Origin of the sequence: Dermabacter sp. p3-SID358 (assembly GCF_025147465.1) — a bacterium.
In the GTDB taxonomy this organism is placed as follows: Bacteria; Actinomycetota; Actinomycetes; order Actinomycetales; family Dermabacteraceae; genus Dermabacter.
Genome location: NZ_JALXOZ010000001.1, coordinates 223,511 through 247,869, shown reverse-complemented (window position 1 = coordinate 247,869; position 24,359 = coordinate 223,511). Strand labels below are relative to the sequence as shown.

Sequence of the window (24,359 nt, the reverse complement as noted above, 5' to 3'; positions counted from 1 at the left end):
ATGTCCGTTCTTGAAATCAAGGACCTCCACGCAACCGTGGAAACCCCCGAAGGCACCAAGGAGATTCTCAAGGGTGTGAACCTCACGCTCCGTTCTGGTGAGACCCATGCGATCATGGGCCCGAATGGCTCCGGCAAATCTACCCTTGCGTACTCGCTCGCGGGCCACCCGAAGTACGAGATCACTTCGGGCGAGGTTCTTCTCGATGGAGAAGATGTCCTCGAGATGAGCGTCGACGAGCGCGCAAAGGCAGGTCTCTTCCTCGCTATGCAGTACCCGGTCGAGGTGCCAGGCGTGACAGTTTCGAACTTCCTGCGCACGGCGAAGACCGCCGTTGACGGCGAAGCTCCGAAGCTTCGCGAATGGGTCAAGGACGTGAACTCCGCAATGGAAAAGCTCCGCATGGACCCGCAGTTCGCTCAGCGCAACGTTAACGAGGGCTTTTCTGGTGGCGAAAAGAAGCGCCATGAAATCCTCCAGATGGAGCTTCTCCGCCCGAAGATCGCGATCCTTGACGAGACCGACTCGGGCCTCGACGTCGATGCGCTCCGCGTTGTGTCGGAGGGCGTGAACCACGTCAAGGATGAGACCGGTCTCGGCGTCATGCTTATTACGCACTACACGCGCATCCTCAAGTACATCAAGCCCGACTTCGTTCACGTGTTTGTGAACGGGCGCGTCGCAGAGCAGGGCGGCCCCGAGCTCGCCGAGCGCCTTGAAGCTGAGGGCTACGACCGCTTTCTTTCCGCCTGAGCTCCGCGCGGCCGTCACTACCCGAAAGGACGAGCAACACCATGTCCGAATCGAAAGACGTCACCGCTGAGGACGTCACCGAGGCGCTCAAGGACGTCATTGATCCCGAGCTCGGGATCAACGTCGTCGACCTTGGGCTCGTGTACGGCGTGACCGTCGAGAATGGCAACGCCGTGGTCGACATGACCCTCACGAGCGCCGCTTGTCCGCTGCAGGACGTGCTCGAGGATCAAACGTTCGCCGCGCTCGATCCCATCACGGAAACGCACCGCATCAACTGGGTGTGGATGCCGCCGTGGGGCATGGAGCGCATTACTGAGGATGGCAAGGATCAGCTGCGCGCCATCGGCTTCAATATCTAGGGATACGGCTCCAGCGCTGAAACCCTAAAAGGGTGGCCAGTTCATGAGGGAACTGGCCACCCTTGTGCGTTAATCACACGTGGGAAAACCCTACACAGCGGGGCTTTCTGCCCGTGGAGCTGCGGCGAGCGCTTCGTCTTCTGCGCGTTCGCGGTCACCTTTATCCATCCAGTCTTTACCGTCGATCATGCGTGCGACGAGCATCGAGGAGGAGTTGTCGCCAACGGCATTGATCGTCGTTGCCGGTGCATCGATGATCGTGCCGATGATGGATATGACGGGCAGAGCCGTGGTGGGAAATCCGTACATCGTGATGATCATGAGCTCGCCCACGAATCCACCCGACGGAATTCCGCTCATGACCATGCCACTGAGCAGCGCAATGCCGACGGCGATGAGGATGTTCTCCACGGTGAAGAGGTTCCGTTCGAAGAGGGTGAAAAGGAACGAAATCTTGAGGATGGCCGAAAGAACCGAGCCTTCCATGTGGATCGTGGCGCCGATGGGAATGATCGTCTCGCGAATGTCGCGGGGGACACCCGAACGCTGCGCGGCCTTGAGGTTCGAGGGCAGGCATGCCACGGATGAGCCAGTGCCGAGGGCGATTGCAGTGGGTTCGAGGATATTGCTCCAAAAACGCTTGATTCCCTTCCTCCCGCCGGCGATGTAGGCGTACAGCGTGAAGGCCACGCAGAAGTACACGACCGTGACGGGGAAGTAAATCACGAATGCTCGCACGTAGCCGCCCACGAGCTGCGGGCCGAGCTCGCCGATAAGGGCGGCAAAGTAGGCGCCGAGGCCAATTGGCGCGTAGTACATCACGAGCGAAACGAGCTTCAAGAATACGGCGCTTGCGGATTTGAGGAACTCGCGAAAAGCATCGCCGGCTTTGCCGATGCCGCTCGTTGCGAAGCCCACGAGAACCGCGAAGATGATGAGCGCGAGCATGTTCGAGGGGGAGAGGAGCTCACCGAACTCTGTGACCGTGAGGGTTTGCACGATCTGATCGCCGATGGACTCGGGCTTGTCGACTGCACCCGGGTCCGTGAGCGTGATGTTGAGTGGCTCGCTAGAACGGAACAACCACAAAACGGTGAGCATGATGACCGCGGCAACGATACCCGTGGAGATAAATACGAGCATCATCGACCCCATAATCTTCCCGAGGCGCTTCGCGGAGTTCATCGCGGCAACTGACGAGGCAATCGAGAAGAATACGAGGGGCACCACGAGCGTGAACACCAGGTTCACGAACACCTCGCCGAAGGGCTTCACGACTGCGGCATCGGGGCCGAACACGAGCCCGGCAATCGCGCCGAGGACCACGCACGTGAGAATGATGAGTGGGAATCGATAGTTTCTCAGCATGCGTGCATTATCCCAACTTTGGTCTGCTCCAAGCGGGATTGAGGAGCGAATAGAGCTGGGATGTCCCGCACAGCGCCCAGCCTCGCCCCGTGGCGTGAGAGCGTCCCTAGCCCAACAAGGCGCTCGCGTCGCTGCTCTCGAGTCCGTGGGCCTCGGCGACTTCCGCGTGCAAAAGTTCCCCGCGATAGGTCGAAAAACCGGAGAGGAGACCCGGGTGCTTCGCGATGCCGTCGATACCGCCGTTGGCGAGAGTTCGCACGTACGGAAGGCTCGCGCCGGCAAGAGCAACACTCGCGGTGCGGGCAACGGCGCCCGGCATGTTCGCGACGCAATATACGGTGGCATTGCCTACGCGGAAGGTCGGCTCGTCGTGGGTCGTGGGGTGAGAAACCTCGGTGCACCCACCCTGGTCGATCGCCACGTCAATGACGATTGAACCTGGGCGCATCGCTTCAATCGTCTCGCGCTTAATGAGCTTCGGCGCCGCCCGACCGGGAAGAAGCACTGAGCCAACGACCACATCGGCTTCGCGAGCGAGAGTATCGATCGCCTGGGCATTGGAGAACCCGGTCGAGATTCGAGTGCCGTGGGTGCGATCAAGGTCGGCAAGGCGCGCGGAATTGATATCCAGGACCGTCACGCTTGCACCCATGCCGGCGGCAACGATCGCTGCTTGCTCGCCAACGACTCCTCCTCCGACGACCAGGACTTTCGCACGGGCCGTTCCGGGGGCTCCGCCCATGAGAACCCCTGTCCCACCAAACGGCGACATCAGCTGGTGGGCAGCGACTTGGGCAGCAAGCCGCCCCGCAATAATGCTCATGGGGGCGAGGAGGGGAAGGGAGCCGTCGGATCCTCTCACCATTTCATAGGCGAGCGCCGGAGTCTTCGCACCGAGAAGTGCATCCGTGAGTGGGCGTGAGGCCGCGAGGTGCAGGTAGGTGAACAGGAGCTGGTCCTCACGCAGGTAGCCGTATTCGCTTTCAAGTGGTTCTTTCACTTTGAGGAGCAATTCAGCGTCATCCCACACCTCTGCAGCCGAACTCGCGATTCGCGCTCCAGCCTTCTCGTAGTCCTCATTCGTAAAACCGGCGTTCACACCAGCGTCCGTTTCGACAGTCACCTCGTGCCCTGCACGGATAAGCTCTTCGACTCCGGCATGGTGCATGGCGACGCGGTATTCGTTGTTCTTGATTTCCCTCACGATGCCGATTTTCACGTTCTTCTCCTTCGTCGTCGCGGCGCGACTTCGCGCCGAATCGCTTCTCTTCCATGCTTACGCAGACTCGCGGCGCACTCAAGCACATGCATGCATAACCATGAGGTTCGACATAAGTGTGTGGAATCCGCTACCCGAGGGAGGGGAGTCCGACGGTTGCATGTCCTTGATCGCGTGCTTCTCATTAGACTTGTGCGCGGCCTCCGTCTTGAAGTTCGCTTTTCTGAATATGCAAAGGACACCATGATCACCGTTCACGACCTCGAGATTCGCGTGGGTGCACGCATGCTCATGAGCGGGGTGAATTTCCAGGTCGCGAAGGGCGACCGCGTGGGTCTCGTGGGGCGCAACGGTGCCGGCAAGACTACCCTCACGCGCACGCTCGCGGGAGAGCGTGAGCCAGCGGCAGGTTCGATCGACATCCGCGGTCAGATCGGTTTCCTCCCTCAGGACACGACCGAAGGAGACCCGAAGCAGAAAGTCCTCGCGCGTATCCTCGAAGCCCGAAATCTTGCACGGATCTTCGACAAGCTCGCGCAGAGCGAGCGCGACATGGCCGACATGAGCCTCAGCGAGACTAAACGCGAGAAGGCGATGGACCGCTACGTACGGTTTAGCAATGAGCTCGAGTCTCAGGGGGGCTACGCTGCCGAGGCGGAAGCAAAGCAGCTCGCCGCGAACCTCGGTGTTGACAACCGCCTTCTCGAAGCCGAGCTCGCCACGCTTTCGGGTGGCCAGCGCCGCCGGGTTGAGCTTGCGCGCATTCTCTTCTCGCAAGCGGAAACGCTTGTGCTTGACGAGCCGACGAACCACCTCGACGCCGATTCGATCATGTGGCTTCGTGAGTTCCTCATGCAGTATCCCGGGGGCATGATCATCATCTCGCACGACATTCAGCTCGTGGAGCACGTGGTCAACAAGGTGTTCTACCTCGATGCGAACCGCCAGGTCATCGATGTGTACAACATGGGTTGGAAAAATTATCTGCGTCAGCGTGAGGACGACGAGAAGCGCCGCAAGCGCGAACGTGCGAATGCCGAGAAGAAAGCGGCAACCCTCCAAGCGCAAGGCGAAAAGATGCGTGCAAAAGCCACGAAAGCTGTGGCCGCTCAACAGATGTTGCGCCGCGCGGAAAAGCTCCTCGATTCGCTCGAAGAAGAGCGGCAGGTGGAACGGGTTGCGAAGCTACGCTTTCCGAAGCCTGCCCCTAGCGGCAAGACCCCGCTCAGCGCCAAAGGGCTCTCGAAGAGCTACGGCAGTCTCGAGATTTTCACCGACGTGAACCTTGCGATCGACCGCGGATCACGCGTGGTGGTTCTTGGGCTCAATGGCGCGGGTAAAACCACACTCTTGCGGCTCCTCGCGGGCGTGGAAACCCCCGACACTGGCGAAGTCATCGCCGGTCACGGGCTCAAACTCGGGTACTTCGCGCAGGAGCACGACACCCTTGAACTCGAACGCACCGTTCTTGACAACATGCAGCGTGCGGCGGGGGATCTGCCGGAAGTCGAGGTGCGCAAGATCCTCGGCTCGTTCCTCTTCCAAGGCGACGACGTGCACAAGCCTGCCGGCGTCCTCTCGGGTGGAGAAAAGACCCGCCTCGCACTCGCGACCCTCGTTGTTTCGAGTGCGAACGTGCTGCTCCTCGATGAGCCTACGAACAACCTCGACCCCGCAAGCCGCGAAGAAATCCTCGGCGCGCTCAGTGCGTTCGAGGGGGCGATTATTCTCGTGAGCCACGATCCAGGCGCCGTTGCCGCCCTCAACCCCGAACGTGTTCTCATGATGCCCGACGCAGTCGAGGATCTGTGGAACGCCGAATACGAAGAGCTCATCGCACTCGCGTGAGAAGAATCAAGGAGAATCCGACAACCGTCGGAAATTCCCGCTCCCGAAGGGCGCTAAAATTAAGGCTTGTGTGCGCCCTCGAAGGGGCGCGTGCGCAACACCAACCTCGAACGGAGAATCATGGCAAGCACTAACGACCTCAAGAACGGCATGGTCCTGAAGATCGACAACAACCTTTGGAGCGTTGTCGAGTTCCAGCACGTCAAGCCCGGTAAGGGCCCGGCGTTTGTGCGCACCAAGCTCAAGAACGTTCTCTCAGGTAAGACCGTGGACAAGACCTTTAACGCCGGCGTGAAGGTGGAGACCGCGACCATCGATCGCCGCGATATGCAGTACTCGTACAAGGATGGCGACCTCTTCGTGTTCATGGACACGACAACGTGGGAGCAGACCAACGTCACTGCTGAGGTCGTTGGGGACGCAAAGGACTACATGCTCGAGGGTCAGGACGCTGTCCTGGCGTTCTACGAAGGCACCGTGCTGTTCGTTGAGCTTCCCGCTTCTGTCGTGCTCGAGATCACCCACACCGAGCCGGGACTCCAGGGAGACCGTAGCTCCGGCGGCACGAAGCCCGCGACCCTCGAGACCGGGCTCGAGATTCAGGTGCCTCTCTTCCTTGAGCAGAACACCAAGGTGAAGGTCGATACCCGCACGGGCGAATACCTCGGGCGCGCCTGACATGTCGTTCGACCCACTGGATCTGCCCCTCCCGGGGCGCGAAGGGGACGAGGTAGAGCTTCTCAAAACCCTTCCGTCCCGGGTGAAGAAATTCGGGGCTGTCACAAGAGCGCGCGTGCGCGCAATCGACGTGCTCTTCGAGGCTGACGCTCGCCAGGTGGGCATCGAAGACCTTGCCAAGCAACGCACCGTGACCTCAACGGCGCAGACGCCCCTCCCCGACGCAGCAAAGCAGTTTGCGCTTCTCTATGCGGCTCACGCAGCCGATATCGACGACACCATTGCCTCGCACTCGGAGGCCTGGACGCTCGAGCGAATGCCTGCCGTCGATCGCGCAATCCTGCGCATGGGAGCCGCGGAGATTCTGCACGGAAATGGTGTTGATTCGCCGGTACTGCTCAAGGAATACACGAGCATTGCTTCCGAGCTCTCAACCGAGGATTCGGCTTCGTTTGTGAATGCACTTTTGCAGCGCATCGCGGATGCGAAGGAGTTGCTCGGCTGAGAAGGGAGCCATCCATGGCTGAGGACCTGCGGACCGAAGTATTCAAGGCCGGCGATATACGCCGCGCTCTCACACGCATCGGCTACGAGATCGTTGAAGGAGAAAAGGGCTCCGACGATTTCGTGCTTATGGGGATCCATAGCCGTGGCGTGCCCCTTGCCCACCGGATCGCCAAGGCTATCGCTCACGCGGGAAACTCCGATCGCGACCCCGAAGACATCGTGGGGGAGCTCGACATCACGCGGTTTCGGGACGATCGCGCATCAAACCCACCGCGCACGGAACGCGAAACGCGCCTGCCCTCAGGCGGTATTGAAGGGCGCACGGTCGTTCTCGTTGACGACGTGCTGTACTCGGGGCGCACTGTACGCGCGGCGCTCGATGCGCTGAGTGCCCTCGGGCGCCCCGCCGCAGTGCGGCTTGCGATCCTTGTCGATCGCGGCCACAGGGAGCTGCCGATCCGCGCGGATTTCGTGGGGAAGAACCTTCCCACGTCGAGACGCGAACGCGTAAATGTGTTGCTCGAGGAAGTAGATGGCATTGATTCCATTGTTCTAGAACGAACAATGACGCCAGCATCGTAACGATCGTTCGTATTCGCAAGATTGGTGAAGTACCTGGTCAGCCAGGGGTTTGTGCCGCGACCTTTGCATCGTTTCAGCGTTCTTCAAGACTTTATCAACTTGGTGGGTAACTCTATACGTAGCTCCGAGCCGAGCGGTTTGCTCGTCGTAGGCGGCCCGCAAAGCGGAGGAGCGTTCAGGTTTTCTGGGTGTTTCGTTGTGAAACCCCACGAGAATGGGCGAACGCCCACCGATAGATTGAAGAGGTAGACACGTGGCTCTCCCCACTTTGACCCCCGAAGCGCGCAAGGCCGCACTCGAGAAGGCCGCACAGCTCCGCCAGGAGCGTGCTGAGGTGAAGAACCGCCTCAAGAACTCGACCGGCAACCGCGGTGAAGAAATCGCGAAGCTTCTCGAAGAAGCGAAGACAAGCGAAGCCGTTGCCCGACTCAAGGTTTCCGCAATGCTCGAGTCCCTCCCGGGTATCGGCAAGGTCAAGGCCTCGCAGATCATGGAAGAAATCGGCATTTCTCCCTCGCGCAAGATGCGTGGTCTTGGCCGCCACCAAGCGGAAAAGCTCATTCAGCACTTCGCAGAGTGATGCCGGCCGATTCGGCCGACGAGAAGCCCGGGCGCGTCGTTGTCGTCGCCGGCCCAACCGCGGTGGGAAAGGGGACGGTGACTCGCAGGCTTCTCGAGCGGTACCCCGATGTCTACCTCTCGGTGTCGGCAACCACGCGGAAGCCGCGACCTGGCGAGGTTGATGGGGTTCACTACTTTTTCTGGAGCCCCGAGCAATTCGATGCGGCGATTGATCGCGGCGACATGCTCGAATGGGCGATTGTGCACGGTCAGCATAGGTACGGCACGCCCAGGAGCGCGGTGGAAGCGGCACGCGCGGAAGGCCGCTCCGTAATCCTCGAGATCGACCTTGACGGCGCGCGACAAGTGCGACGTACGATGCCTGGCGCGCATTCCGTGTTCCTTGCTCCTCCAAGCTGGGAGGTTCTCGTGGAACGCCTCGTGGGGCGCGGCACGGAGCCCCCGGAGGAGCAGGAGCGCCGTCTCGCCACCGCGCGAGTGGAGATGGCTGCCGAGAGTGAGTTCGACGTGACGATCGTGAACGATGACCTCGACGAGGCGGTTGGCGCGCTCGCGCGCGAGGCTGGACTTGACCACGCGTGAATGACATCACCGCTCTCGCCCACCGTTCTGGACTCGTTTCAGGTAAACTGAGACCTTGCGCGTTCGTAATGTCGGAGCGCCAACATCTGACTTCACACTAGGAAGGGACGTTTCGTGCCTGGAACTGTAGCCCAGCCCGAAGGCATCACCAACCCGCCGATCGACCGTCTCCTCGAGGCAGTCGATTCAAAGTACGCACTCGTTCTGTACTCGGCGAAGCGTGCCCGTCAGATTAATGGTTACTACTCGCAGGTCGAAGACGGCCTCCTCGAGCACGTCGGCCCGCTGGTTGACACCGAGCCTCAGGAGAAGCCGCTCTCGATCGCTCTTCGCGAGATCGACGAAGGTCTGCTCGAGGCCAAGGAGATCGACGAGAACGCTCCGAAGCCTCCCGCACGTGAGCCGCTGACGCTCGGGGACGACGCCCCCGAGGTACCCATTGACTTCAATCTCTAGATCGAGGCGCTGACGATGCCCGCATCGCCCTCCTCGGTGCCGCGAGGTCCCCTTGACGGGATTCGCGTCATCGTAGGGGTGTGTGCGGGCATTGCCGCGTATAAGGCCGCGCATGTTGTGCGTGGGCTGACTGAGCGCGGCGCCGATGTGCGCGTCGTTCCCACGCAGAGCTCGCTTGAATTCGTTGGAACTGCCACGTGGGAAGCGCTCAGCCATAATCCCGTGCGGACATCGGTCTTTGAGGATGTCGACTCGGTTGCACACGTGCGTCTCGGCCAGGAAGCTGACGCCATCCTTGTGGTCCCTGCGACGGCAGACTTTATTGCGCGAGCACGTATGGGAAGCGCCGACGACCTCCTCACGGCTTCGCTACTCGTTACCCGGGCCCCCGTGATCCTCGCTCCCGCAATGCACACTGAAATGTGGGAACATCCCGCGACTCGCGAGAACATTGATGTTCTCCGCTCCCGTGGCGTTCACGTCATTGAGCCTGCAAGCGGCCGCCTCACCGGTAGGGATACGGGCGTGGGGCGACTGCCCGAGCCCGAAGCCATCGTTCAGTTCACCCAATCGGTTCTCGCATCGGGGGAACGCGCACGCGATCTCGAAGGCTCCCATGTGGTGATCACCGCCGGCGGAACCCGCGAGGAACTCGATCCGGTGCGCGTGCTCACGAATCATTCGAGCGGCAAGCAAGGAACGGCGCTCGCGCGCGGGGCGTACGTGCGCGGTGCTCGTGTGACGCTCGTGCTTGCCGGCGCGAGCGTTGAGCCGCCCGCGGGCGTAGAAGTCGTTCGAGTGGAATCTGCGGCGGATCTTTCCTCGGCAGTGCGCAGGCTTGAGGGGGAAGCAGACGCGCTCATCATGGCCGCCGCCGTTTCCGATTTCACGCCAGAAACATCGGAGAGCAAGATCAAAAAACGCGAAGACGAATCGGGTCTTACTCTGCACCTCACGGAGACGGAAGACATCCTGCGCGGTCTCGTGGAGCGTCGTGCGCCGGGTCAACGCCCGCGTGTGATCTGCGGGTTCGCGGCTGAGACAGGGGACGAGCACACGAACGCCCTCGCGCACGCGAAGCGCAAGGCGCAGGCGAAGGGCGCAGATCTCCTTGCCTTCAACGATGTAAGCGAGAACGCGTTCGGATCGGATCGCAATGAACTCACGTTCCTTGACGCGCACGGCGAGATCATCGGCGCAGCGTCGGGATCCAAGGACGAGGTCTCTCACGCGATGCTCGATCACGTTGCCGAGCTCCTGACACGCGACCACGGCTAGCGCCAGAGCGTTGCCCCACTCTCTTCACTTTTATCGTCGAAATCGTCGAAAAGGCAGCACATGACACTCAACGACTTGCGGTACTTCACCTCCGAATCAGTTACGGAGGGGCATCCAGATAAAATCTGCGATCAGATTTCCGACGCGATTCTCGATGACATGATCGCGCAGGACCTCAACTCCCGAGTCGCGGTCGAGACGCTCGTGACAACCGGCCTCGTGCACGTTGCCGGCGAGGTGCGCACCGAAGGCTATAGCGACGTGAACTCGATCGTGCGGGACGTGATCCGCACTATCGGCTACGACTCGTCAGAAAAGGGTTTCGACGCCGATTCGTGTGGCATCGAGGTGTCCATCGGTTCGCAGTCAGCCGACATCGCACTTGGTGTGGATAATTCTGAAGAATTCAAGGGCGGAAGCATCGAACAGGGCTTTCAACTCGGTGCAGGCGATCAGGGGTTGATGTTTGGTTATGCGTGCACGGATACGAAGGATCTCATGCCGCTGCCGATCTACGCGGCCCACAAGCTCGCCCAGAACCTTTCGAACGCGCGCCGCGACGGCGTGCTTCCATACCTTCGCCCCGATGGGAAGTCGCAGGTCACGATCGGCTATGACGACGACTTTGTCGCGCGTAGCGTCAACGCCGTTGTCGTTTCGAGTCAGCATGCGGAGGATGTCGATGTTGCCGGTCTGCTTACCGAGGCGATCTCTCGCGTTGTGATCCAACCGGTTCTCGAGGAACTCGCTGAGCTCGGCCTTGATATCAGCGCGGTCAAGAAGCACATCAATCCCACCGGGCGCTTCGTCGTGGGCGGCCCAAAGGGGGATGCTGGCCTCACGGGCCGAAAGATCATCGTTGACACGTACGGTGGCATGGCGCGGCACGGCGGCGGCGCCTTCTCGGGAAAGGACCCCTCGAAGGTCGACCGCAGCGCAGCCTATGCGCTGCGTTGGGTCGCGAAGAACGTTGTCGCTGCGGGTCTTGCTGAGCGGTGCGAAATTCAAGTGGCGTACGCGATTGGCCGCGCCGCACCCGTGGGCCTCTATGTCGAAACGTTCGGAACGGGAAAGGTGCCCGAGCATCAGCTCGCGCGAGCGATCGAGAAGGTGTTCGACCTCCGCCCCCAGGCGATCGTCGAGGAGCTAGATCTCTTGCGTCCGATTTACCGAAAGACCTCGGTGTTCGGACACTTTGGTCGCCCCCTTCCCGAATTCGAATGGGAAAAGACGAACAGAGCCGAGGAGCTCACGCGAGCGCTCTAGCGCAGATACCCGCGAGGTATTCGCGGCGTAACGTGGAAAGGAGAGCGCGTGGGAGAGCGCGTTATTTACCCCGAATCGGTGCGGGGCCTTGAGGGCGCAAAGCTCGGGGAGGTGTGGCCGGATCGTGAATCCTTCCTCGCCCTCGCTCGTACCCAGCGCATCGTTCCCGTCGTGATGCGGCTCCTCGCCGATCAGGACACGCCGATTTCCCTGTATCGAAAGCTCACGGCGCCCGCGGGCCCCGCGGGCAGCTTCCTACTTGAGTCTGCGGGTCAGGGCGAAGATTCGCGCTGGTCGATTATCGGGGTTAAGGCGCGCGCCTCGCTCACGGAGAAAGACGGCGAGGCACGTTGGTTCGGGGATGCCCCCGCGAATGTTCCCACGTCCGGAGACCCGCTCGAGGCACTCAGGGCAACTGCAGCCGCATTCAAGTCCTCGCGCATTGACCACCTTCCGCCGTTTACGGGCGGACTCGTGGGTTTTGTGAGCTACGATGCGGTGCGCCGACTTGAAAAGCTCCCGCACAAGCCTGTCGATGAAATCGGCACGCCCGAGCTATGCATGCTCCTCGCCGAGGACGTTGCCGTTTATGACCACACTGATGCAACCGTCCTTCTCGTGGCGAACGCACTCAACCTCAACGGTGAAGAAAACGGCGCGGAGCAGGCCTACGACGCAGCACTCGAGCGGATCGAAACGATGCGCAAATCGCTCCGCGCAAACATCGATACGAACCCCGTCGTCTACACGAACGTGAACAGCCCTGACAGCACAGCCCGTACGAGCCAAACAGCGTTTGAGAAGGCGGTCGACAAGGCTATTGAGAACATCATCGACGGCGAGATCTTTCAAGTTGTGCCATCACAGCGCCACACACAGGTGACGGGCGCGGATCCCCTCGACGTATACCGGGTGCTTCGACGGCTCAATCCTTCGCCGTACATGTTTCTTGTTCGCGCCCACGACGGCGATGGCACACCGATCGACGTCGTCGGGGCGAGCCCCGAGACCCTCGTGACCGTGCGAGGGCGCTTGGTGAGTACGCATCCTATTGCAGGCTCGCGGCCTCGTGGAGTCGACACAGGTGAAGATGAGCGCATCAAGGCCGAGCTCCTTGCCGATCCCAAGGACCGTTCCGAGCATCTCATGCTCGTGGACCTCGGTCGCAACGACCTACAAAAGGTGTGCAAACCCGGCAGCGTGATCGTGCGCGACTTTATGGATGTCGTGAAGTACTCCCACATCATGCACATGATTTCGTCGGTCACAGGCACGCTTGAGGATGGCATGAGTGCCTTTGACGCGCTCACCGCGACTTTCCCCGCGGGAACCCTGACGGGTGCTCCCAAGCCGCGAGCGATGCAGATTATCGACGAGCTCGAACCCGTTTCGCGAGGAATTTACGGCGGTACCGTGGGGTACGTGGATTTCGCGGGAGACCTCGATATGGCTATCGCGATCCGCACGACCGTGATGAAAGGCGGCCGAGCGCACGTGCAAGCCGGTGGCGGAGTGGTTGCAGATTCGGATCCCACGATGGAGCACCGCGAGTCGCTTTCCAAAGCCGCCGCCGCTGAACGCGCGGTCGCGAGCGCCGAAACGCTGAGGAAGCAGTGATTGCCGGGCAAGCGTCGGACCGTACCCGGTCTCGTACCCCGCTTGTGCTCGCTCTCGTGGCGGCCGGGGGAGGAGCTGCCCTCCTCACGCAGCCAACGTGGGTAGAGGGAGAGACGATAGGGCTCGCGGGGAATGTTGCGGAGCTCAGCATCGCGGGCGCAAAGGCTTCGCCGCTTTCGCTCGCGTGTGCGCTCGTGGCTCTCGCGTCTGCGGGTGCTCTCAGTCTTTCGCGGCGCGGTCTTGCCCTCGCATGCGCTCTCGTGTCGTCTCTCGCGGGTATCGGCATTATCGCGGGCGGCGCGCTCGTCGCACTCGATCCGGCTCGTGCTGCTTCGAGTGCCGCCCTCGAGGCCACAGGTAGTGTGAATGCGCCCGTCGATGCGTCGGCGGCGTGGCCCGTATGGGTGTCAATCGGCTGCGGGGTGCTCGTGGCGGCGATGGGGGGCCTTCTGCTCGCGCGCACTCGAGAGCAAAACGGCGCAGCGACCCGATCCCGGTACACCCGCCCTCTACCGAGCCGAGCTGAGGAGGCCACGCAAGCGACCGCGCATACGGACGCCGAAGCCTGGGACTTGCTGAGTCTCGGTGAAGATCCAAGCGACAAGCACCACGAGCCATGAGAAGCTCGAGATCTCTCGCCTGGAAACATGGCACAATGATTGTCGCGGAATGATGCGAAAGTTCGCTATGACGCCTCAGAGTCGATTTTTACCGGAGTGAAGAATGCCGAAGACCTACCTCGTTCCCCCCGCCCCGCCGCAAAATGAAGGCAAAACCGTTGCCGCGTGGACCTTTTCGGCGTTCGTGCTGCTCGGCGCTGTTCTTTTCGCGCTGGGCATGATCACGGGGCAGAGCGTTCTTCTTCTCGTTGGCGTGGGCTCGGTAGTGCTCGCCCTCGTGGCTGGCTTCATCCTCCGTGCCGCAGGCTTCGGCCAGAAGGCCAAGCGCTAACGTTGGCCTTCCTCGCCCTGGTCGAAGCCATCCTCGTCGCGCAGGGCGTTGTGATTTCACCTTTTGGCTCAAGCACATGAGGAGGGCTGCGCGTGAGCGTTCTTGACGAGATCATCACCGGGGTGCGTGAGGATCTTAAGCAGCGGAAGTCCGACGTTTGCGCGGCCGACATCGAGCGTCTTGCTCGAGAGGCGACGCCCGCTCTCGACGTGGTTGAGTGTCTTCGCTCCCGCGCTGAGCTCGGGCTTTTCGCGGAGGTCAAGCGCTCATCCCCGTCGAAGGGCGCGCTTGCAGACATCCCCGATCCCGCGAAGCTCGCGCACGCGTATGCGAGCGGTGGGGCCACTGCGATCAGCGTTCTCACGGAAAAGCGTCGGTTCGGGGGTTCCCTTTTCGATCTTGATGCCGTTCGGGAGCGGGTTGACATTCCCGTTTTGCGCAAGGACTTCATGATCGAGGACTACCAGATCTTCGAGGCGCGTGCGCACGGGGCCGACATCGTGCTGCTCATTGTTGCGGCTCTGAGCGACGCCCAGCTCCAGCATTTCTACTCCCTCGCGCGTTCCCTTGGCATGCGCGTGCTCGTCGAGGCGCACACGCCACAGGAACTCGAGCGGGCGCTCGCGAGCGAAGCCGACCTCATTGGTGTGAATGCTCGAAACCTCAAGACGCTTGAGGTCAACCTCGAATATGCGTGCTCGCTTCTCAGGGAGATCCCTGCCGATCGCCTCGCCGTGGGGGAGTCGGCCGTCGCGGCGCTGGCCGATGTCGAGGCTTATGCCCGCGCGGGCGCGGACGCCGTTCTCGTGGGCGAAGCGCTTGTGCGTCACGCGGATCCACGAGAGTCCGCGCGCGAATTTAGCAGCGTTGAGCGACGAGGACGCGCGCAGAGCTAACGCATGCTGCGGAATGTAGGAGGAGAGACAATGCCCGGTACATTTACCCCCGAGGACGGCCCTTTCTTTGGCGAGTTTGGCGGGAGGTTCCTCCCCGAGGCGCTCATTCCCGCACTTGACGAGCTCACCGAGGCGTGGCACGAGGCCAAAGCTGACCCGACTTTCATGCGGGACCTCGACCGTCTCAACCGCGAGTACACGGGCCGCCCGTCGCTGCTCACGGAAGTGCCCCGGTTTTCTGCCCTCGCAGGCGGTGCCCGAATCTTCCTTAAGCGCGAGGACCTGAACCACACGGGAAGCCACAAGATCAACAATGTGCTCGCGCAGGCGTTGCTCACCAAGCGAATGGGCAAGACCCGCGTCATTGCCGAAACCGGCGCAGGACAGCACGGCGTTGCGACCGCCACGGCAGCGGCGCTGCTCGGTCTCGAGTGCACTATTTACATGGGGCAAGTCGATACCGAACGCCAGGCACTCAACGTTGCTCGCATGCGATTGCTGGGGGCGGAGGTGATCCCTGTGGCTCACGGGTCTCGGACTCTCAAGGACGCCATCAACGAGGCTTTTCGCGATTGGGTCACCAACGTTGAAACGACGCACTACCTTCTCGGGACGGTGACTGGGCCCCACCCGTATCCGACCATGGTTCGCGAGTTCCACGCGATGATCGGTCGCGAGGCGCGCGCACAAGTGATCGCGCAAGCCGGCCGCCTTCCCGATGCGATCGTGGCGTGCGTGGGTGGCGGATCAAACGCCATGGGGCTTTTCCATGCCTTCCTTGAAGATCCCTCGGTGCGCATCGTTGGGTGCGAGGCCGGCGGTTCAGGCATTGAATCTGGCGCACACTCCGCAACGATCGGTGCTGGCAGCCCCGGCGTTTTGCACGGGGCTCGTTCTTATGTCATGCAAGATGAAGACGGCCAAACCATTGAATCGCATTCCGTGAGCGCGGGGCTTGACTACCCGAGTGTGGGCCCCGAACATTCCTATCTGGCCGACACCGGCCGCGCGGAATACCGCGCAATCAACGACTCCGAAGCGATGGAAGCCTTCGCACTCCTCTCGATGGCAGAAGGCATCATGCCCGCGCTCGAATCCGCACACGCCCTCGCTGGCGCCCTCTCCCTCGGGCGCGAGCTCGGCGAAGATGCGGTGATCATCGCAAATCTTTCGGGCCGTGGAGACAAAGACGTCACGACCGCCTCGAGGTGGTTTGGGCTTATCGGCGATGAGAAGCGTGCAGATCTCGAAGAGATTAAAGAACGGATCCGATCGGCACTTGCACGCGAAGAAGGGAACTAACATGCGGCATCTTTCTGCAGAGGTGATCGACCGCGCCACAAGGGAGGGGCGTGCCGCTCTCGTGGCGTACATTCCCGTGGGCTTTCCAAGCTTCGAGGGGAGCGTCGAGGCTGTTCGCGCCCTCGTGGGTTCGGGAGTTGACGCAATCGAGTTCGGGATTCCCTACACGGATCCGGTCATGGACGGTCCCGTGATCCAAGAGGCCGCAGACCTCGCACTTGCGCAAGGAACGCGCCCCGTCGATGTCATGCGTGCAATCGACTCTCTGAATGACCTCGACGCTGCCCTCCTCGTGATGAGCTACTACAACCCGATTCTCAAGTATGGACTTGAGGCGTTTGCGCGCGACCTTGCTGCTGCGGGTGGCGCGGGAGTCATCACCCCGGATCTCACTCCCGATTCCGGCGGCGAGTGGATCGCGGCCTCGCGAACGCGCGGTGTCGAGCGAATCTTCCTCGCCGCCCCCAGCTCCCCCGAAAAGCGGCTGCGGCTCGTGACGAAATCGAGCACGGGATTTGTGTACGCGGCATCCACTATGGGGGTCACGGGCCTGCGCTCGAGTGTTGGGGAGGCCGCAAGAACCCTCGTGGAGCGCACCCGCGACGCCGGTGCGGAACGCGTATGCGTAGGCCTCGGCGTGTCGAACGGCGCGCAGGCCGCGGAAGTGGGTGCCTATGCTGACGGAGTGATCGTTGGAAGCGCCTTCGTGAGGAGGCTCCTTGAAGCGCAGACGCCGTCGGAGGGGCTCCGTTCAATCGAAGCCCTCGCACGAGAATTTCGCACTGGAATTGAGGAGGCGCGCGCATGATTTCCGCGACTATTCCAAGCCCGCCGATAAGTTCGTTTAGCCTCGGGCCGATCACGGTTCACTTCTATGCGCTCTTCATTCTCACGGGTATTGCGATCGCCTACTGGTGGTCGCTCAAGCGCTGGACCGCACGCGACGGCGACCGCGACGATTACTTTGACATTGTTTTCGTCACGATCATCGCGGGTATTATTGGTGCCCGCATGTATCACGTGGTCGTGAACATCCCAGATTACTTTGGCCCTGGAAAGGACCCTCTGAGCGCACTTCGCATGTGGGAGGGAGGCCTCGGGATTTGGGGTGCGGTCGCGGGCGGCGGTATCGCGGCGTTCTTCATGGCTCGCCACAAGGGAGTCCAGTTCCTCGCACTTGCCGATTCGATTGCGCCGACCCTTTTTGTTGCACAAGCAATAGGGCGCCTCGGCAACTGGGCGAACCAGGAGCTCCACGGTGAACCTAGCACCCTGCCGTGGGCGCTCGAGGTGACGTGCGAAACCAACGGGAGAACCATCATTGGCTGCGTGCCTGGCACCTACCAACCCACCTTCCTTTACGAAGGTTTGTGGAATCTTGCGGCGTGCGTCGTTGTGCTTCTTCTCGCGAAGCGTTTCAAGGTTGCGGGCGGGCGCATTTTTCTCATGTACGTCATTGCCTACTCCGTGGGTCGTACGATCATGGAAACCATGCGAACCGAGCCCTCCACCATGGTTTTCGGTCTTCGTATTCACATGGTCATCTACATCATCACGGGGCTCATCGCTGTCGCCGTGTTCCTTTGGCTTACGAAGCGGGCGAGGAGCAAGGGGGAGGCGCGCGGAGCCTACGACTCCATCGACGGCAAACCCCTCCCGCGGCCCGAGGCGAGGCAGAAGGCTGATGTTTTGGGGGCAGCAGGCCCTGACCAGGGGGAAAATTCGAAAACGCCCGCGAAATAGGGCCGAAACTGTGAGTGGTCCCGATTACTTAATTGTAGGGTGAGAGATGGATCTCGGCGATGCGACCCGCGCCTTTCGTGCGCTCGCACCCGAGCACACGGTGCGCGTGGGTCCCGCCTCTCATAGCTACAGATGGGTAGACATGCGTAAAGCAAAAATTGTGTGCACATTGGGACCTGCAACGAACTCATACGAGCAGATCCGCACGCTTATCGAATCGGGTATGAACGTCGCCCGCATGAACCTCAGCCATGGAACCTACGCGGACCACGAAGCGGTGTACGCCAACATTCGCAAGGCTTCTGAGGACCTCGGTAAGAACGTCGCCGTCCTCGTTGACCTCCAGGGCCCAAAGATCCGCCTCGGCAAGTTCGAGGATGGCCCTCATGAGCTCGCTGTTGGCGATGTCTTCACGATCACGACCGAGGACATCGTGGGCACCAAGGAGCGCGTAAGCACGACCTTCAAAGGTCTGCCAGGCGACTGCCGCCCCGGTGACACCCTCCTTATCGATGACGGCAAGGTCGGCGTTCGCGTCGTGGAGGTTACCGATACCGATGTCAAGACGGTCGTCGAGGTTCCCGGTCCCGTTTCGAACAACAAGGGCATCAACCTCCCTGGCGTTGCGGTCTCGGTTCCCGCGATGAGCGAAAAGGACATCGCTGACCTCCGCTGGGGTCTTCACCTCGGCGCGGACCTCATTGCTCTGAGCTTCGTGCGCGATGCACACGACATTGAAGACGTGCACCGAGTGATGGACGAGGAAGGCATCCGTCTCCCCGTGATCGCCAAGATCGAGAAGCCTCAGGCGGTGCGCGCACTGCGTGGCATCGTTGGTGCGTTCGACGGCATCATGGTTGCCCGCGGCGACCTCGGCGTTGAGCTTCCCCTCGAGCAGGTTCCGCTCGTGCAGAAGCGCACGATTGAGCTCGCGCGTCGCAACGCAAAGCCCGTCATCGTCGCCACCCAGGTGCTCGAGTCGATGATTACGAACCCGCGCCCGACCCGCGCTGAGGCATCCGACTGTGCGAATGCCATTCTCGACGGTGCGGACGCGGTCATGCTTTCGGGCGAGACCTCCGTCGGCGCCTTCCCCTTCGAGGCTGTGCGCACCATGGCGCGCATTGTGACGAACACCGAGGAGAACGGTGCCGACCGCATTTCCGAACTCGGCACTATTCCGCACACTCGCGGCGGAGCGATTACGCGCGCCGCTGCCGAAATCGGCGATCAGCTCTCGGCGCAGTACCTCGTGACCTTCACGGAGTCTGGCGACACCGCTCGCCGCCTTTCGCGCCTACGCCCAACCATCCCTCTTTTGGCGCTCACGCCGTACGAGAAGGTGCAGCATCAGCTTTCGCTTAGCTGGGGCATCGAAGCGCATCACGTTGAAATGCAGACCAACACCGACGAAATGGTGAAGGTCGTGGATGAGCTTTTGCGTGAGAAGAAGGGCCTGCAGCCCGGCGACCTCGTGATTATCGCTGCCGGATCGCCCCCGGGCGTTCATGGCTCGACCAACACCCTGCGCGTTCACCGCATCGGCGACCTCGACGGCACCGAAGCGGCACGCGTGGAAGCGGACCGTATTGCCCAGGGCAAGGCTATTCCGGAGGCCTGAGCCGCGAAAAACGCTGCATAGCAAAGGGTGGGGAGCGCATGCTCCCCACCCTTCTTCAGTACCGGGTACGGGACTCGAACCCGTACGTCCGAAGACAACGCATTTTGAGTGCGCCGCGTCTACCAATTCCGCCAACCCGGCCGTGTGCCCTGATTTCGGCACGACCTATAGAATAACCAACGAGCTCGGGCTTGCCTAACCGGCTCTGGCTCGGCCCTCACACGTCACACGTGACTAATATCGTGGAGAGCACGTGCCAATGCTGCTGAGGGCGCTCGTGTGTTGCACTATGGAGTAAGGCACACAAGCCACACGACCATCAATAAACAGGCGAAAGATTGGATGCCATGAACGAGAACGAGGCTGTGGAAGAGAGCACCGAGCAGGAACAGGATTCCGGGCTCGTGGCACGCACGGCTGTTGTGGCTGAGGACGAGAGCCTCATTCGCATGGATATCGTTGAGACGCTCACCGAGGCGGGCTACGAGGTTGTCGCCGCCGTTGGCGATGGCGCGAGTGCAGTGGAGAAAGTGCGCGAACTTCGCCCCGATATCGTCGTGATGGATGTGAAGATGCCGCAGATGGACGGCGTGTCCGCTGCGGAGGCGATTGGCAAGGAGCACCTCGCCCCCGTCGTGATGCTCACGGCGTTCTCGCAGCAAGAGCTTGTGGAGCGTGCGCGGGATGCCGGCGCGATGGCGTTCGTGGTCAAGCCCTTCACACCGAACGATCTGCTTCCCGCCATCGAGATCGCGCTTTCTCGCTACCAGCAGATCACGTCGCTCAACGAGGAGATCCGCGACCTCGAGGAGCGCTTCGAGACCCGTAAGCGCGTGGATCGCGCGAAAGGTCTACTGCAGACCAACATGAACCTGAGCGAGCCGGATGCGTTCCGTTGGATCCAGAAGACGTCGATGGACCGCCGGCTCACCATGCGCGAAGTTGCCGATGCGGTCATCGACCAGCTCGGCCCTCAAAAGGACTAGCGCGCAGGGCTTTCCTCACGCGGCGGAAGAAGTCGCGTACTCCCGAGGACGGTGCTCACAAGAGTGCCGTCCTCGCGGTATACGTGGGCGAGGTAGCTCGCACTTGTGCGACCGAGATGTTCGGCGCGTGCGGTGATCTGGACTTCGCCCTCGCGCGCGGGTGCATGATGGGTCGCGCTGAACGACGTTCCGACGGCTGCGGAGCCCTGTCCGTAGAGCTCTTCGGCATGGATGTGCGCGGCGAGCGATATGGCAGTTTCGGCGAGCGCGATCGTCGCGCCACCGTGGAGGAGCCCGTGCGGCTGGCGATTCGGGGCCACGGGCATACTGAGCTTCGCTTCGGAAGCAGAGACAGCGAGAACCTGCATGCCCATTCGTTCGCACAGCGTGCCGATCAGCGACGCGCGTGCCTTTTCGAGTGTATTTTGTGTGCCGGTCGCCTCGCATGCGTTCGTGTCCATTCGCCTAGCGTGACACACTTAAGGCATGAGCGAGATCAAAAACGCGTCCGAGAAGCGCATCGTTGTGATTGATGGCCATGCGATGGCCTTCCGTGCCTTCTTTGCGCTGCCTCCCGAGTCCTTCGTGAATAGCGCCGGGCAGGCCACGAACTCCGTATACGGCTTGTGCCGCATGATTTTTAACATCATCAAGAACGAAAAGCCCACGCACATGGCGGTTGCGTTCGATCTTCCTGGTGGTACTTTCCGCGACCGGATTTATAGCGAATATAAGGGTGGGCGCGACGCCACGCCCGAAGCATTCAAGGGGCAGGTCGCCCTCATCCAGCAGGTCCTCGACGCGATGGGGGTCGCGCACTTCACCGTTGAGGATTATGAGGCGGACGACATTGTCGCCACTATCGCGACCTACGCGAAGGACGCGGGAGTGGAACCGCTCCTTGTGACGAGCGATCGAGATGCGATCCAGCTCGTCGATGAATCGATTACTCTCCTGCAGCCCGTGAAAGGCGTGACGGAACTTCGCCGCATGACCCCCGAGGCGGTCGAGGAGAAGTACCTCGTTCCACCGAAGCTCTACCCGGATCTTGCAGCGCTCGTGGGGGAGAGCGCCGATAACCTTCCGGGCGTACCCGGGGTAGGGCCGAAGACGGCGGCGAAGTGGATTGGGCTCTACGGTTCGCTTGAAGGCATCCTCGAGCACCGCGAGGAGATCAAAGGCAAAGCTGGTCAATCGCTTCGCGATCACGTCGAGGATGTCGTGCGCAATCGCCGCATGAACGAAGCAGTTCGGGACCTCGACCTCCCTCGCGACTTTGACGCGTACGTGCTCGGTCGCGGCGACCGAGTTGCGATCAACGAGTGTTTTGATGAGCTCGCGTTCGGCCCAGGTATCCGTCGCGATATTCCTGAAGGTCTCCTCCCTGACGACGCCGCTGAAGCCGACGAAGCTCAGCCGATCGTCGCGAATCCGACCCTCCCGGTGCTTCAGGTGGAAGAGGGGCAGCTCGGTGCGCTTCTTTCGGAGCACGCCGCGCTTGGCGGCGCTCTTGAGGCCGACGGTACCTGGGCGCACGGCGCCTCCGAGTTTCTCGGCCTCGTGATTGCGACGGCAAGTGCGACCCTCGATATCGCAGAGTCATCGATGAACGACGAGGACCGGCGCGCGCTTGCGAGGTGGCTCAGCAATTCGGTGATTCCGAAGTGGACTCTGGATTCCAAGGAACTCGCGCATGTGCTGCGAGGTGCGGGCTTTAAGCTCCGGGGACTCGAAGTCGATCTCTCGCTAGCGGAGTTCCTTTGCAGGCCGGGTCAGCGCCCCGCGGACGTCGCTGGGCTCGCCATGCGCCACCTCCACGAGGAGTTTCCGGAGCTCGAGAAGAAGCCCACACCAGGGGCTCTGCACGAGGATCTTTTGGGCCGCGCGCGAGCAGAGTACCGTCTGACTCCCATTCTCGCGAGGGATATGGATGCTCACGAGACTCGCGACATTCACGATGAGCTCGAACTTCCGCTTTCGCGTGTGCTGACCGAAATGGAAGCGGCGGGTATCGCCGTGGACGCGAGCGAGCTTGACCGGCTCGACGCCATGCACGAGGAGCGGCAGTCGGAGGTCGCGGCGCGCGCCTTTGCCGAGATCGGCGGCGAGGAGATCAACCTCGGTTCACCGAAGCAGCTGCAAACTGTGTTGTTCGACCGACTCGGAATGCCTCCTACGCGCAAGACCAAAACAGGGTACTCGACTGACGCGGAATCGCTCACCGATCTTTACGTCAAGACGGGCCACCCCTTCCTCCAGGCACTTCTCGAACATCGCGATGTCACAAAGCTGCGTCAGATCATCGAGACGCTGCGCAAGTCTGTGACGGATTCGGGGCGTATTCACACGACGCTCTCGCAGAACATTGCCGCGACTGGCCGCCTTGCCTCCTCCAACCCGAATCTTCAGAACATCCCCGCCCGCACTGAGGCCGGACGTCAAATCCGCGGAGCTTTCCATGCGAGCGAAGGCTTCGAAACGCTTCTTACAGCTGACTATTCTCAGATTGAGATGCGCATCATGGCGCACCTCTCCGGCGATGAAGGGCTCATTCAAGCCTTCCGCGACGGCGAAGACCTCCACAACTTCGTTGCTTCTCAAGTCTTTGGCACGCCCGTCGACCAGGTGACGAGTGAGGAGCGGTCCAAGACCAAGGCCGTGAGCTATGGACTTGCCTACGGTCTTTCCGCGTTCGGTCTTTCGCGCCAACTTCACATTTCCCAAGGTGAAGCGAAGGCGCTGCGCGAGCAGTACTTTGAGCGCTTCGGCGGGGTACAAACCTACCTCCACGAAAGCGTGGAGAAGGCGCGCTCTCTCGGCTACACCGAAACGCTTCTCGGGCGTCGGCGCTATCTGCCCGAACTCACGAGCGATAACCGCCAGCGGCGCGAAAACGCCGAGCGTGTGGCGCTCAACTCTCCCATCCAGGGCACCGCAGCCGACATCATCAAGCTTGCGATGCTCCGCGTCGACCACGGTCTAAGAAAGGCCGAAGCTGCCTCGCGTCTCGTGCTCCAGGTGCACGACGAACTCATCGTCGACGTCGCTCCCGGCGAGCTTGATCTCGTGAGCGAGATCGTGCGCGAGGGCATGGAAGGCGCCTACGAACTTGCCGTGCCGATGGATGTTTCGGTCGGCGTCGGCCAGACGTGGCTCGAAGCCGCCCACTAACTCACGTCGACTCGCCGCATTGCATAGAGGTTGTGGGGGTTTGAGTCTCGTGGGCGACGATTAATCTCCGGTCATTCCTCAGATCTAGCGCCCCGTGGGTGCTGCTCTCTCCAGTTTCCGCCTTCCGAACTGAAAGACCCCGATCGCTTTCGAGCATCATCCCCTCCACCCCACCTTGGATTGACGTAGCCAAATGTCGGTAATGCGGGCGACGTCGGTGAAGTTTCGGTGGGTTTTTGGGGATGGAACGGTGTTGACGACGTCGTTTCTTGGTTGGCCTATTCCGCGGTGGGATGCGTCGATGCGGTATGCGTTTCAGGGCTGGAATGAGGTGTCGCTTGTGACGGTGTTTAGTGAGGAGTTTTCGGTGGGTTGTCGTGCGTGGCAGCCGATTGAGGGGATGGCGGAGGTGGAGTCGGCGAGGAAGTCGATTTACTCGGATGGGCGGCAGTTGCGTCTTGTGGGTGAGGGGTGCCTGAGGAGTTTGTGGGTAATCCTGTGCGGGGTGAGGGCCGCTTGGTCCGGTGAATCCCGAGGCGAGGAAGGAAATGTTGACGGTGCCCTTGAAGAATCGCTGAATCATTTGTGGGC

At 61.4% G+C, this 24,359-nt stretch carries 24 protein-coding genes and 1 tRNA gene; 21 read left to right on the top strand and 4 right to left on the bottom strand.

From position 1 onward, the window contains the following. Both sufC and M3B90_RS01180 read left to right on the top strand, forming a co-directional pair. Positions 1–753: a Fe-S cluster assembly ATPase SufC gene (gene sufC, locus M3B90_RS01185; protein ID WP_259888222.1), complete on the top strand. Its 753-nt coding sequence runs from the start codon at positions 1–3 to the stop codon at positions 751–753. Positions 754–794: 41 nt separating this feature from the next. Beyond that, positions 795–1,115 carry a metal-sulfur cluster assembly factor gene (locus tag M3B90_RS01180; RefSeq protein WP_259888221.1) on the top strand — a complete coding sequence of 107 codons (321 nt, stop codon included), beginning with the start codon at positions 795–797 and terminating at the stop codon, positions 1,113–1,115. 90 nt (positions 1,116–1,205) lie between these two features. On the opposite strand, the gene M3B90_RS01175 is transcribed toward M3B90_RS01180, so the two are convergent. Both M3B90_RS01175 and ald read right to left on the bottom strand, forming a co-directional pair. Beyond that, positions 1,206–2,483 (bottom strand): dicarboxylate/amino acid:cation symporter, encoded by a 1,278-nt coding sequence (locus M3B90_RS01175; RefSeq protein WP_259888220.1) that lies wholly within the window; start codon positions 2,481–2,483, stop codon positions 1,206–1,208. Between the two features lie 106 nt (positions 2,484–2,589). Continuing rightward, on the bottom strand, positions 2,590–3,702 hold the full coding sequence (gene ald / locus M3B90_RS01170; RefSeq protein ID WP_259888219.1) for an alanine dehydrogenase: 1,113 nt from the start codon (positions 3,700–3,702) through the stop codon (positions 2,590–2,592). Between the two features lie 243 nt (positions 3,703–3,945). Here ald and M3B90_RS01165 point away from each other — a divergent pair, with 243 nt between their 5' ends. From M3B90_RS01165 to pyk, 17 genes are all read left to right on the top strand, one after another. After that, a complete protein-coding gene (locus M3B90_RS01165; protein WP_259888218.1) occupies positions 3,946–5,550 on the top strand; it encodes an ABC-F family ATP-binding cassette domain-containing protein in 1,605 nt (534 codons plus the stop codon). A 120-nt stretch (positions 5,551–5,670) separates the two neighbouring features. Further along, a complete protein-coding gene (gene efp / locus M3B90_RS01160; protein WP_259888217.1) occupies positions 5,671–6,228 on the top strand; it encodes an elongation factor P in 558 nt (185 codons plus the stop codon). Positions 6,229–6,343: 115 nt separating this feature from the next. Further along, entirely contained in the window at positions 6,344–6,733 is a 390-nt protein-coding gene (gene nusB / locus M3B90_RS01155; RefSeq protein ID WP_259888216.1) for a transcription antitermination factor NusB, read from the top strand. 14 nt (positions 6,734–6,747) lie between these two features. Then, positions 6,748–7,317, top strand: a complete 570-nt coding sequence (pyrR, locus tag M3B90_RS01150) for a bifunctional pyr operon transcriptional regulator/uracil phosphoribosyltransferase PyrR (RefSeq protein WP_259888215.1) — start codon at positions 6,748–6,750, stop codon at positions 7,315–7,317. 253 nt (positions 7,318–7,570) lie between these two features. Beyond that, positions 7,571–7,897 (top strand): integration host factor, actinobacterial type, encoded by a 327-nt coding sequence (gene mihF, locus M3B90_RS01145; protein ID WP_259888214.1) that lies wholly within the window; start codon positions 7,571–7,573, stop codon positions 7,895–7,897. After that, positions 7,897–8,481 carry a guanylate kinase gene (gmk, locus tag M3B90_RS01140; protein WP_259888213.1) on the top strand — a complete coding sequence of 195 codons (585 nt, stop codon included), beginning with the start codon at positions 7,897–7,899 and terminating at the stop codon, positions 8,479–8,481. The genes mihF and gmk overlap by 1 nt, the downstream gene beginning before the upstream one ends. 114 nt (positions 8,482–8,595) lie before the next feature. Further along, positions 8,596–8,937, top strand: a complete 342-nt coding sequence (gene rpoZ, locus M3B90_RS01135; RefSeq protein ID WP_259888212.1) for a DNA-directed RNA polymerase subunit omega — start codon at positions 8,596–8,598, stop codon at positions 8,935–8,937. Positions 8,938–8,952: 15 nt separating this feature from the next. After that, entirely contained in the window at positions 8,953–10,215 is a 1,263-nt protein-coding gene (gene coaBC, locus M3B90_RS01130) for a bifunctional phosphopantothenoylcysteine decarboxylase/phosphopantothenate--cysteine ligase CoaBC (RefSeq protein ID WP_259888211.1), read from the top strand. Between the two features lie 60 nt (positions 10,216–10,275). Beyond that, positions 10,276–11,481 (top strand): methionine adenosyltransferase, encoded by a 1,206-nt coding sequence (gene metK / locus M3B90_RS01125; RefSeq protein ID WP_259888210.1) that lies wholly within the window; start codon positions 10,276–10,278, stop codon positions 11,479–11,481. A gap of 48 nt (positions 11,482–11,529) precedes the next feature. Next, positions 11,530–13,098, top strand: coding sequence for an anthranilate synthase component I (locus M3B90_RS01120; protein WP_259888209.1), 1,569 nt, complete (start codon positions 11,530–11,532; stop codon positions 13,096–13,098). After that, positions 13,095–13,718: a Trp biosynthesis-associated membrane protein gene (locus M3B90_RS01115; protein WP_259888208.1), complete on the top strand. Its 624-nt coding sequence runs from the start codon at positions 13,095–13,097 to the stop codon at positions 13,716–13,718. The genes M3B90_RS01120 and M3B90_RS01115 overlap by 4 nt, the downstream gene beginning before the upstream one ends. A 103-nt stretch (positions 13,719–13,821) precedes the next feature. Then, complete coding sequence (locus M3B90_RS01110) at positions 13,822–14,049, top strand: HGxxPAAW family protein (protein WP_259888207.1); 228 nt, start codon at positions 13,822–13,824, stop codon at positions 14,047–14,049. 92 nt (positions 14,050–14,141) lie between these two features. Beyond that, complete coding sequence (gene trpC / locus M3B90_RS01105; RefSeq protein ID WP_259888206.1) at positions 14,142–14,945, top strand: indole-3-glycerol phosphate synthase TrpC; 804 nt, start codon at positions 14,142–14,144, stop codon at positions 14,943–14,945. Between the two features lie 30 nt (positions 14,946–14,975). Then, positions 14,976–16,247 carry a tryptophan synthase subunit beta gene (gene trpB, locus M3B90_RS01100; protein ID WP_259888205.1) on the top strand — a complete coding sequence of 424 codons (1,272 nt, stop codon included), beginning with the start codon at positions 14,976–14,978 and terminating at the stop codon, positions 16,245–16,247. A gap of 1 nt (position 16,248) precedes the next feature. Further along, the gene (trpA, locus tag M3B90_RS01095) at positions 16,249–17,055 is read left to right on the top strand and encodes a tryptophan synthase subunit alpha (RefSeq protein WP_259888204.1); all 807 of its coding nucleotides are present in this window, start codon (positions 16,249–16,251) and stop codon (positions 17,053–17,055) included. Beyond that, positions 17,052–17,990 carry a prolipoprotein diacylglyceryl transferase gene (lgt, locus tag M3B90_RS01090; protein ID WP_259888203.1) on the top strand — a complete coding sequence of 313 codons (939 nt, stop codon included), beginning with the start codon at positions 17,052–17,054 and terminating at the stop codon, positions 17,988–17,990. The genes trpA and lgt overlap by 4 nt, the downstream gene beginning before the upstream one ends. A 142-nt stretch (positions 17,991–18,132) precedes the next feature. Beyond that, positions 18,133–19,611, top strand: a complete 1,479-nt coding sequence (pyk, locus tag M3B90_RS01085) for a pyruvate kinase (RefSeq protein WP_259888202.1) — start codon at positions 18,133–18,135, stop codon at positions 19,609–19,611. A 59-nt stretch (positions 19,612–19,670) separates the two neighbouring features. Here pyk and M3B90_RS01080 read toward each other — a convergent pair. Then, positions 19,671–19,752, bottom strand: a tRNA-Leu gene (locus M3B90_RS01080). Positions 19,753–19,958: 206 nt separating this feature from the next. On the opposite strand from M3B90_RS01080, the gene M3B90_RS01075 reads away from it, so the two are divergent. Beyond that, positions 19,959–20,597 carry an ANTAR domain-containing response regulator gene (locus M3B90_RS01075; protein WP_259888201.1) on the top strand — a complete coding sequence of 213 codons (639 nt, stop codon included), beginning with the start codon at positions 19,959–19,961 and terminating at the stop codon, positions 20,595–20,597. On the opposite strand, the gene M3B90_RS01070 is transcribed toward M3B90_RS01075, so the two are convergent. After that, complete coding sequence (locus tag M3B90_RS01070) at positions 20,594–21,058, bottom strand: PaaI family thioesterase (RefSeq protein WP_259888200.1); 465 nt, start codon at positions 21,056–21,058, stop codon at positions 20,594–20,596. The genes M3B90_RS01075 and M3B90_RS01070 overlap by 4 nt on opposite strands. A 25-nt stretch (positions 21,059–21,083) precedes the next feature. On the opposite strand from M3B90_RS01070, the gene polA reads away from it, so the two are divergent. After that, positions 21,084–23,768 (top strand): DNA polymerase I, encoded by a 2,685-nt coding sequence (gene polA, locus M3B90_RS01065; RefSeq protein ID WP_259888199.1) that lies wholly within the window; start codon positions 21,084–21,086, stop codon positions 23,766–23,768. The last annotated feature ends 591 nt before the right edge of the window (positions 23,769–24,359 follow it).

Bases quoted from the DNA above. Each gene is read 5' to 3' on its own strand.
- sufC (WP_259888222.1), top strand. From the start codon at position 1: ATGTCCGTTCTTGAAATCAAGGACCTCCACGCAACCGTGGAAACCCCC.
- M3B90_RS01180 (WP_259888221.1), top strand. From the start codon at position 795: ATGTCCGAATCGAAAGACGTCACCGCTGAGGACGTCACCGAGGCGCTC.
- M3B90_RS01175 (WP_259888220.1), bottom strand. From the start codon at position 2,483: ATGCTGAGAAACTATCGATTCCCACTCATCATTCTCACGTGCGTGGTC.
- M3B90_RS01165 (WP_259888218.1), top strand. From the start codon at position 3,946: ATGATCACCGTTCACGACCTCGAGATTCGCGTGGGTGCACGCATGCTC.
- efp (WP_259888217.1), top strand. From the start codon at position 5,671: ATGGCAAGCACTAACGACCTCAAGAACGGCATGGTCCTGAAGATCGAC.
- pyrR (WP_259888215.1), top strand. From the start codon at position 6,748: ATGGCTGAGGACCTGCGGACCGAAGTATTCAAGGCCGGCGATATACGC.
- gmk (WP_259888213.1), top strand. From the start codon at position 7,897: ATGCCGGCCGATTCGGCCGACGAGAAGCCCGGGCGCGTCGTTGTCGTC.
- coaBC (WP_259888211.1), top strand. From the start codon at position 8,953: ATGCCCGCATCGCCCTCCTCGGTGCCGCGAGGTCCCCTTGACGGGATT.
- metK (WP_259888210.1), top strand. From the start codon at position 10,276: ATGACACTCAACGACTTGCGGTACTTCACCTCCGAATCAGTTACGGAG.
- M3B90_RS01110 (WP_259888207.1), top strand. From the start codon at position 13,822: ATGCCGAAGACCTACCTCGTTCCCCCCGCCCCGCCGCAAAATGAAGGC.
- trpB (WP_259888205.1), top strand. From the start codon at position 14,976: ATGCCCGGTACATTTACCCCCGAGGACGGCCCTTTCTTTGGCGAGTTT.
- trpA (WP_259888204.1), top strand. From the start codon at position 16,249: ATGCGGCATCTTTCTGCAGAGGTGATCGACCGCGCCACAAGGGAGGGG.
- lgt (WP_259888203.1), top strand. From the start codon at position 17,052: ATGATTTCCGCGACTATTCCAAGCCCGCCGATAAGTTCGTTTAGCCTC.
- pyk (WP_259888202.1), top strand. From the start codon at position 18,133: ATGCGTAAAGCAAAAATTGTGTGCACATTGGGACCTGCAACGAACTCA.
- M3B90_RS01075 (WP_259888201.1), top strand. From the start codon at position 19,959: ATGAACGAGAACGAGGCTGTGGAAGAGAGCACCGAGCAGGAACAGGAT.
- M3B90_RS01070 (WP_259888200.1), bottom strand. From the start codon at position 21,058: ATGGACACGAACGCATGCGAGGCGACCGGCACACAAAATACACTCGAA.
- polA (WP_259888199.1), top strand. From the start codon at position 21,084: ATGAGCGAGATCAAAAACGCGTCCGAGAAGCGCATCGTTGTGATTGAT.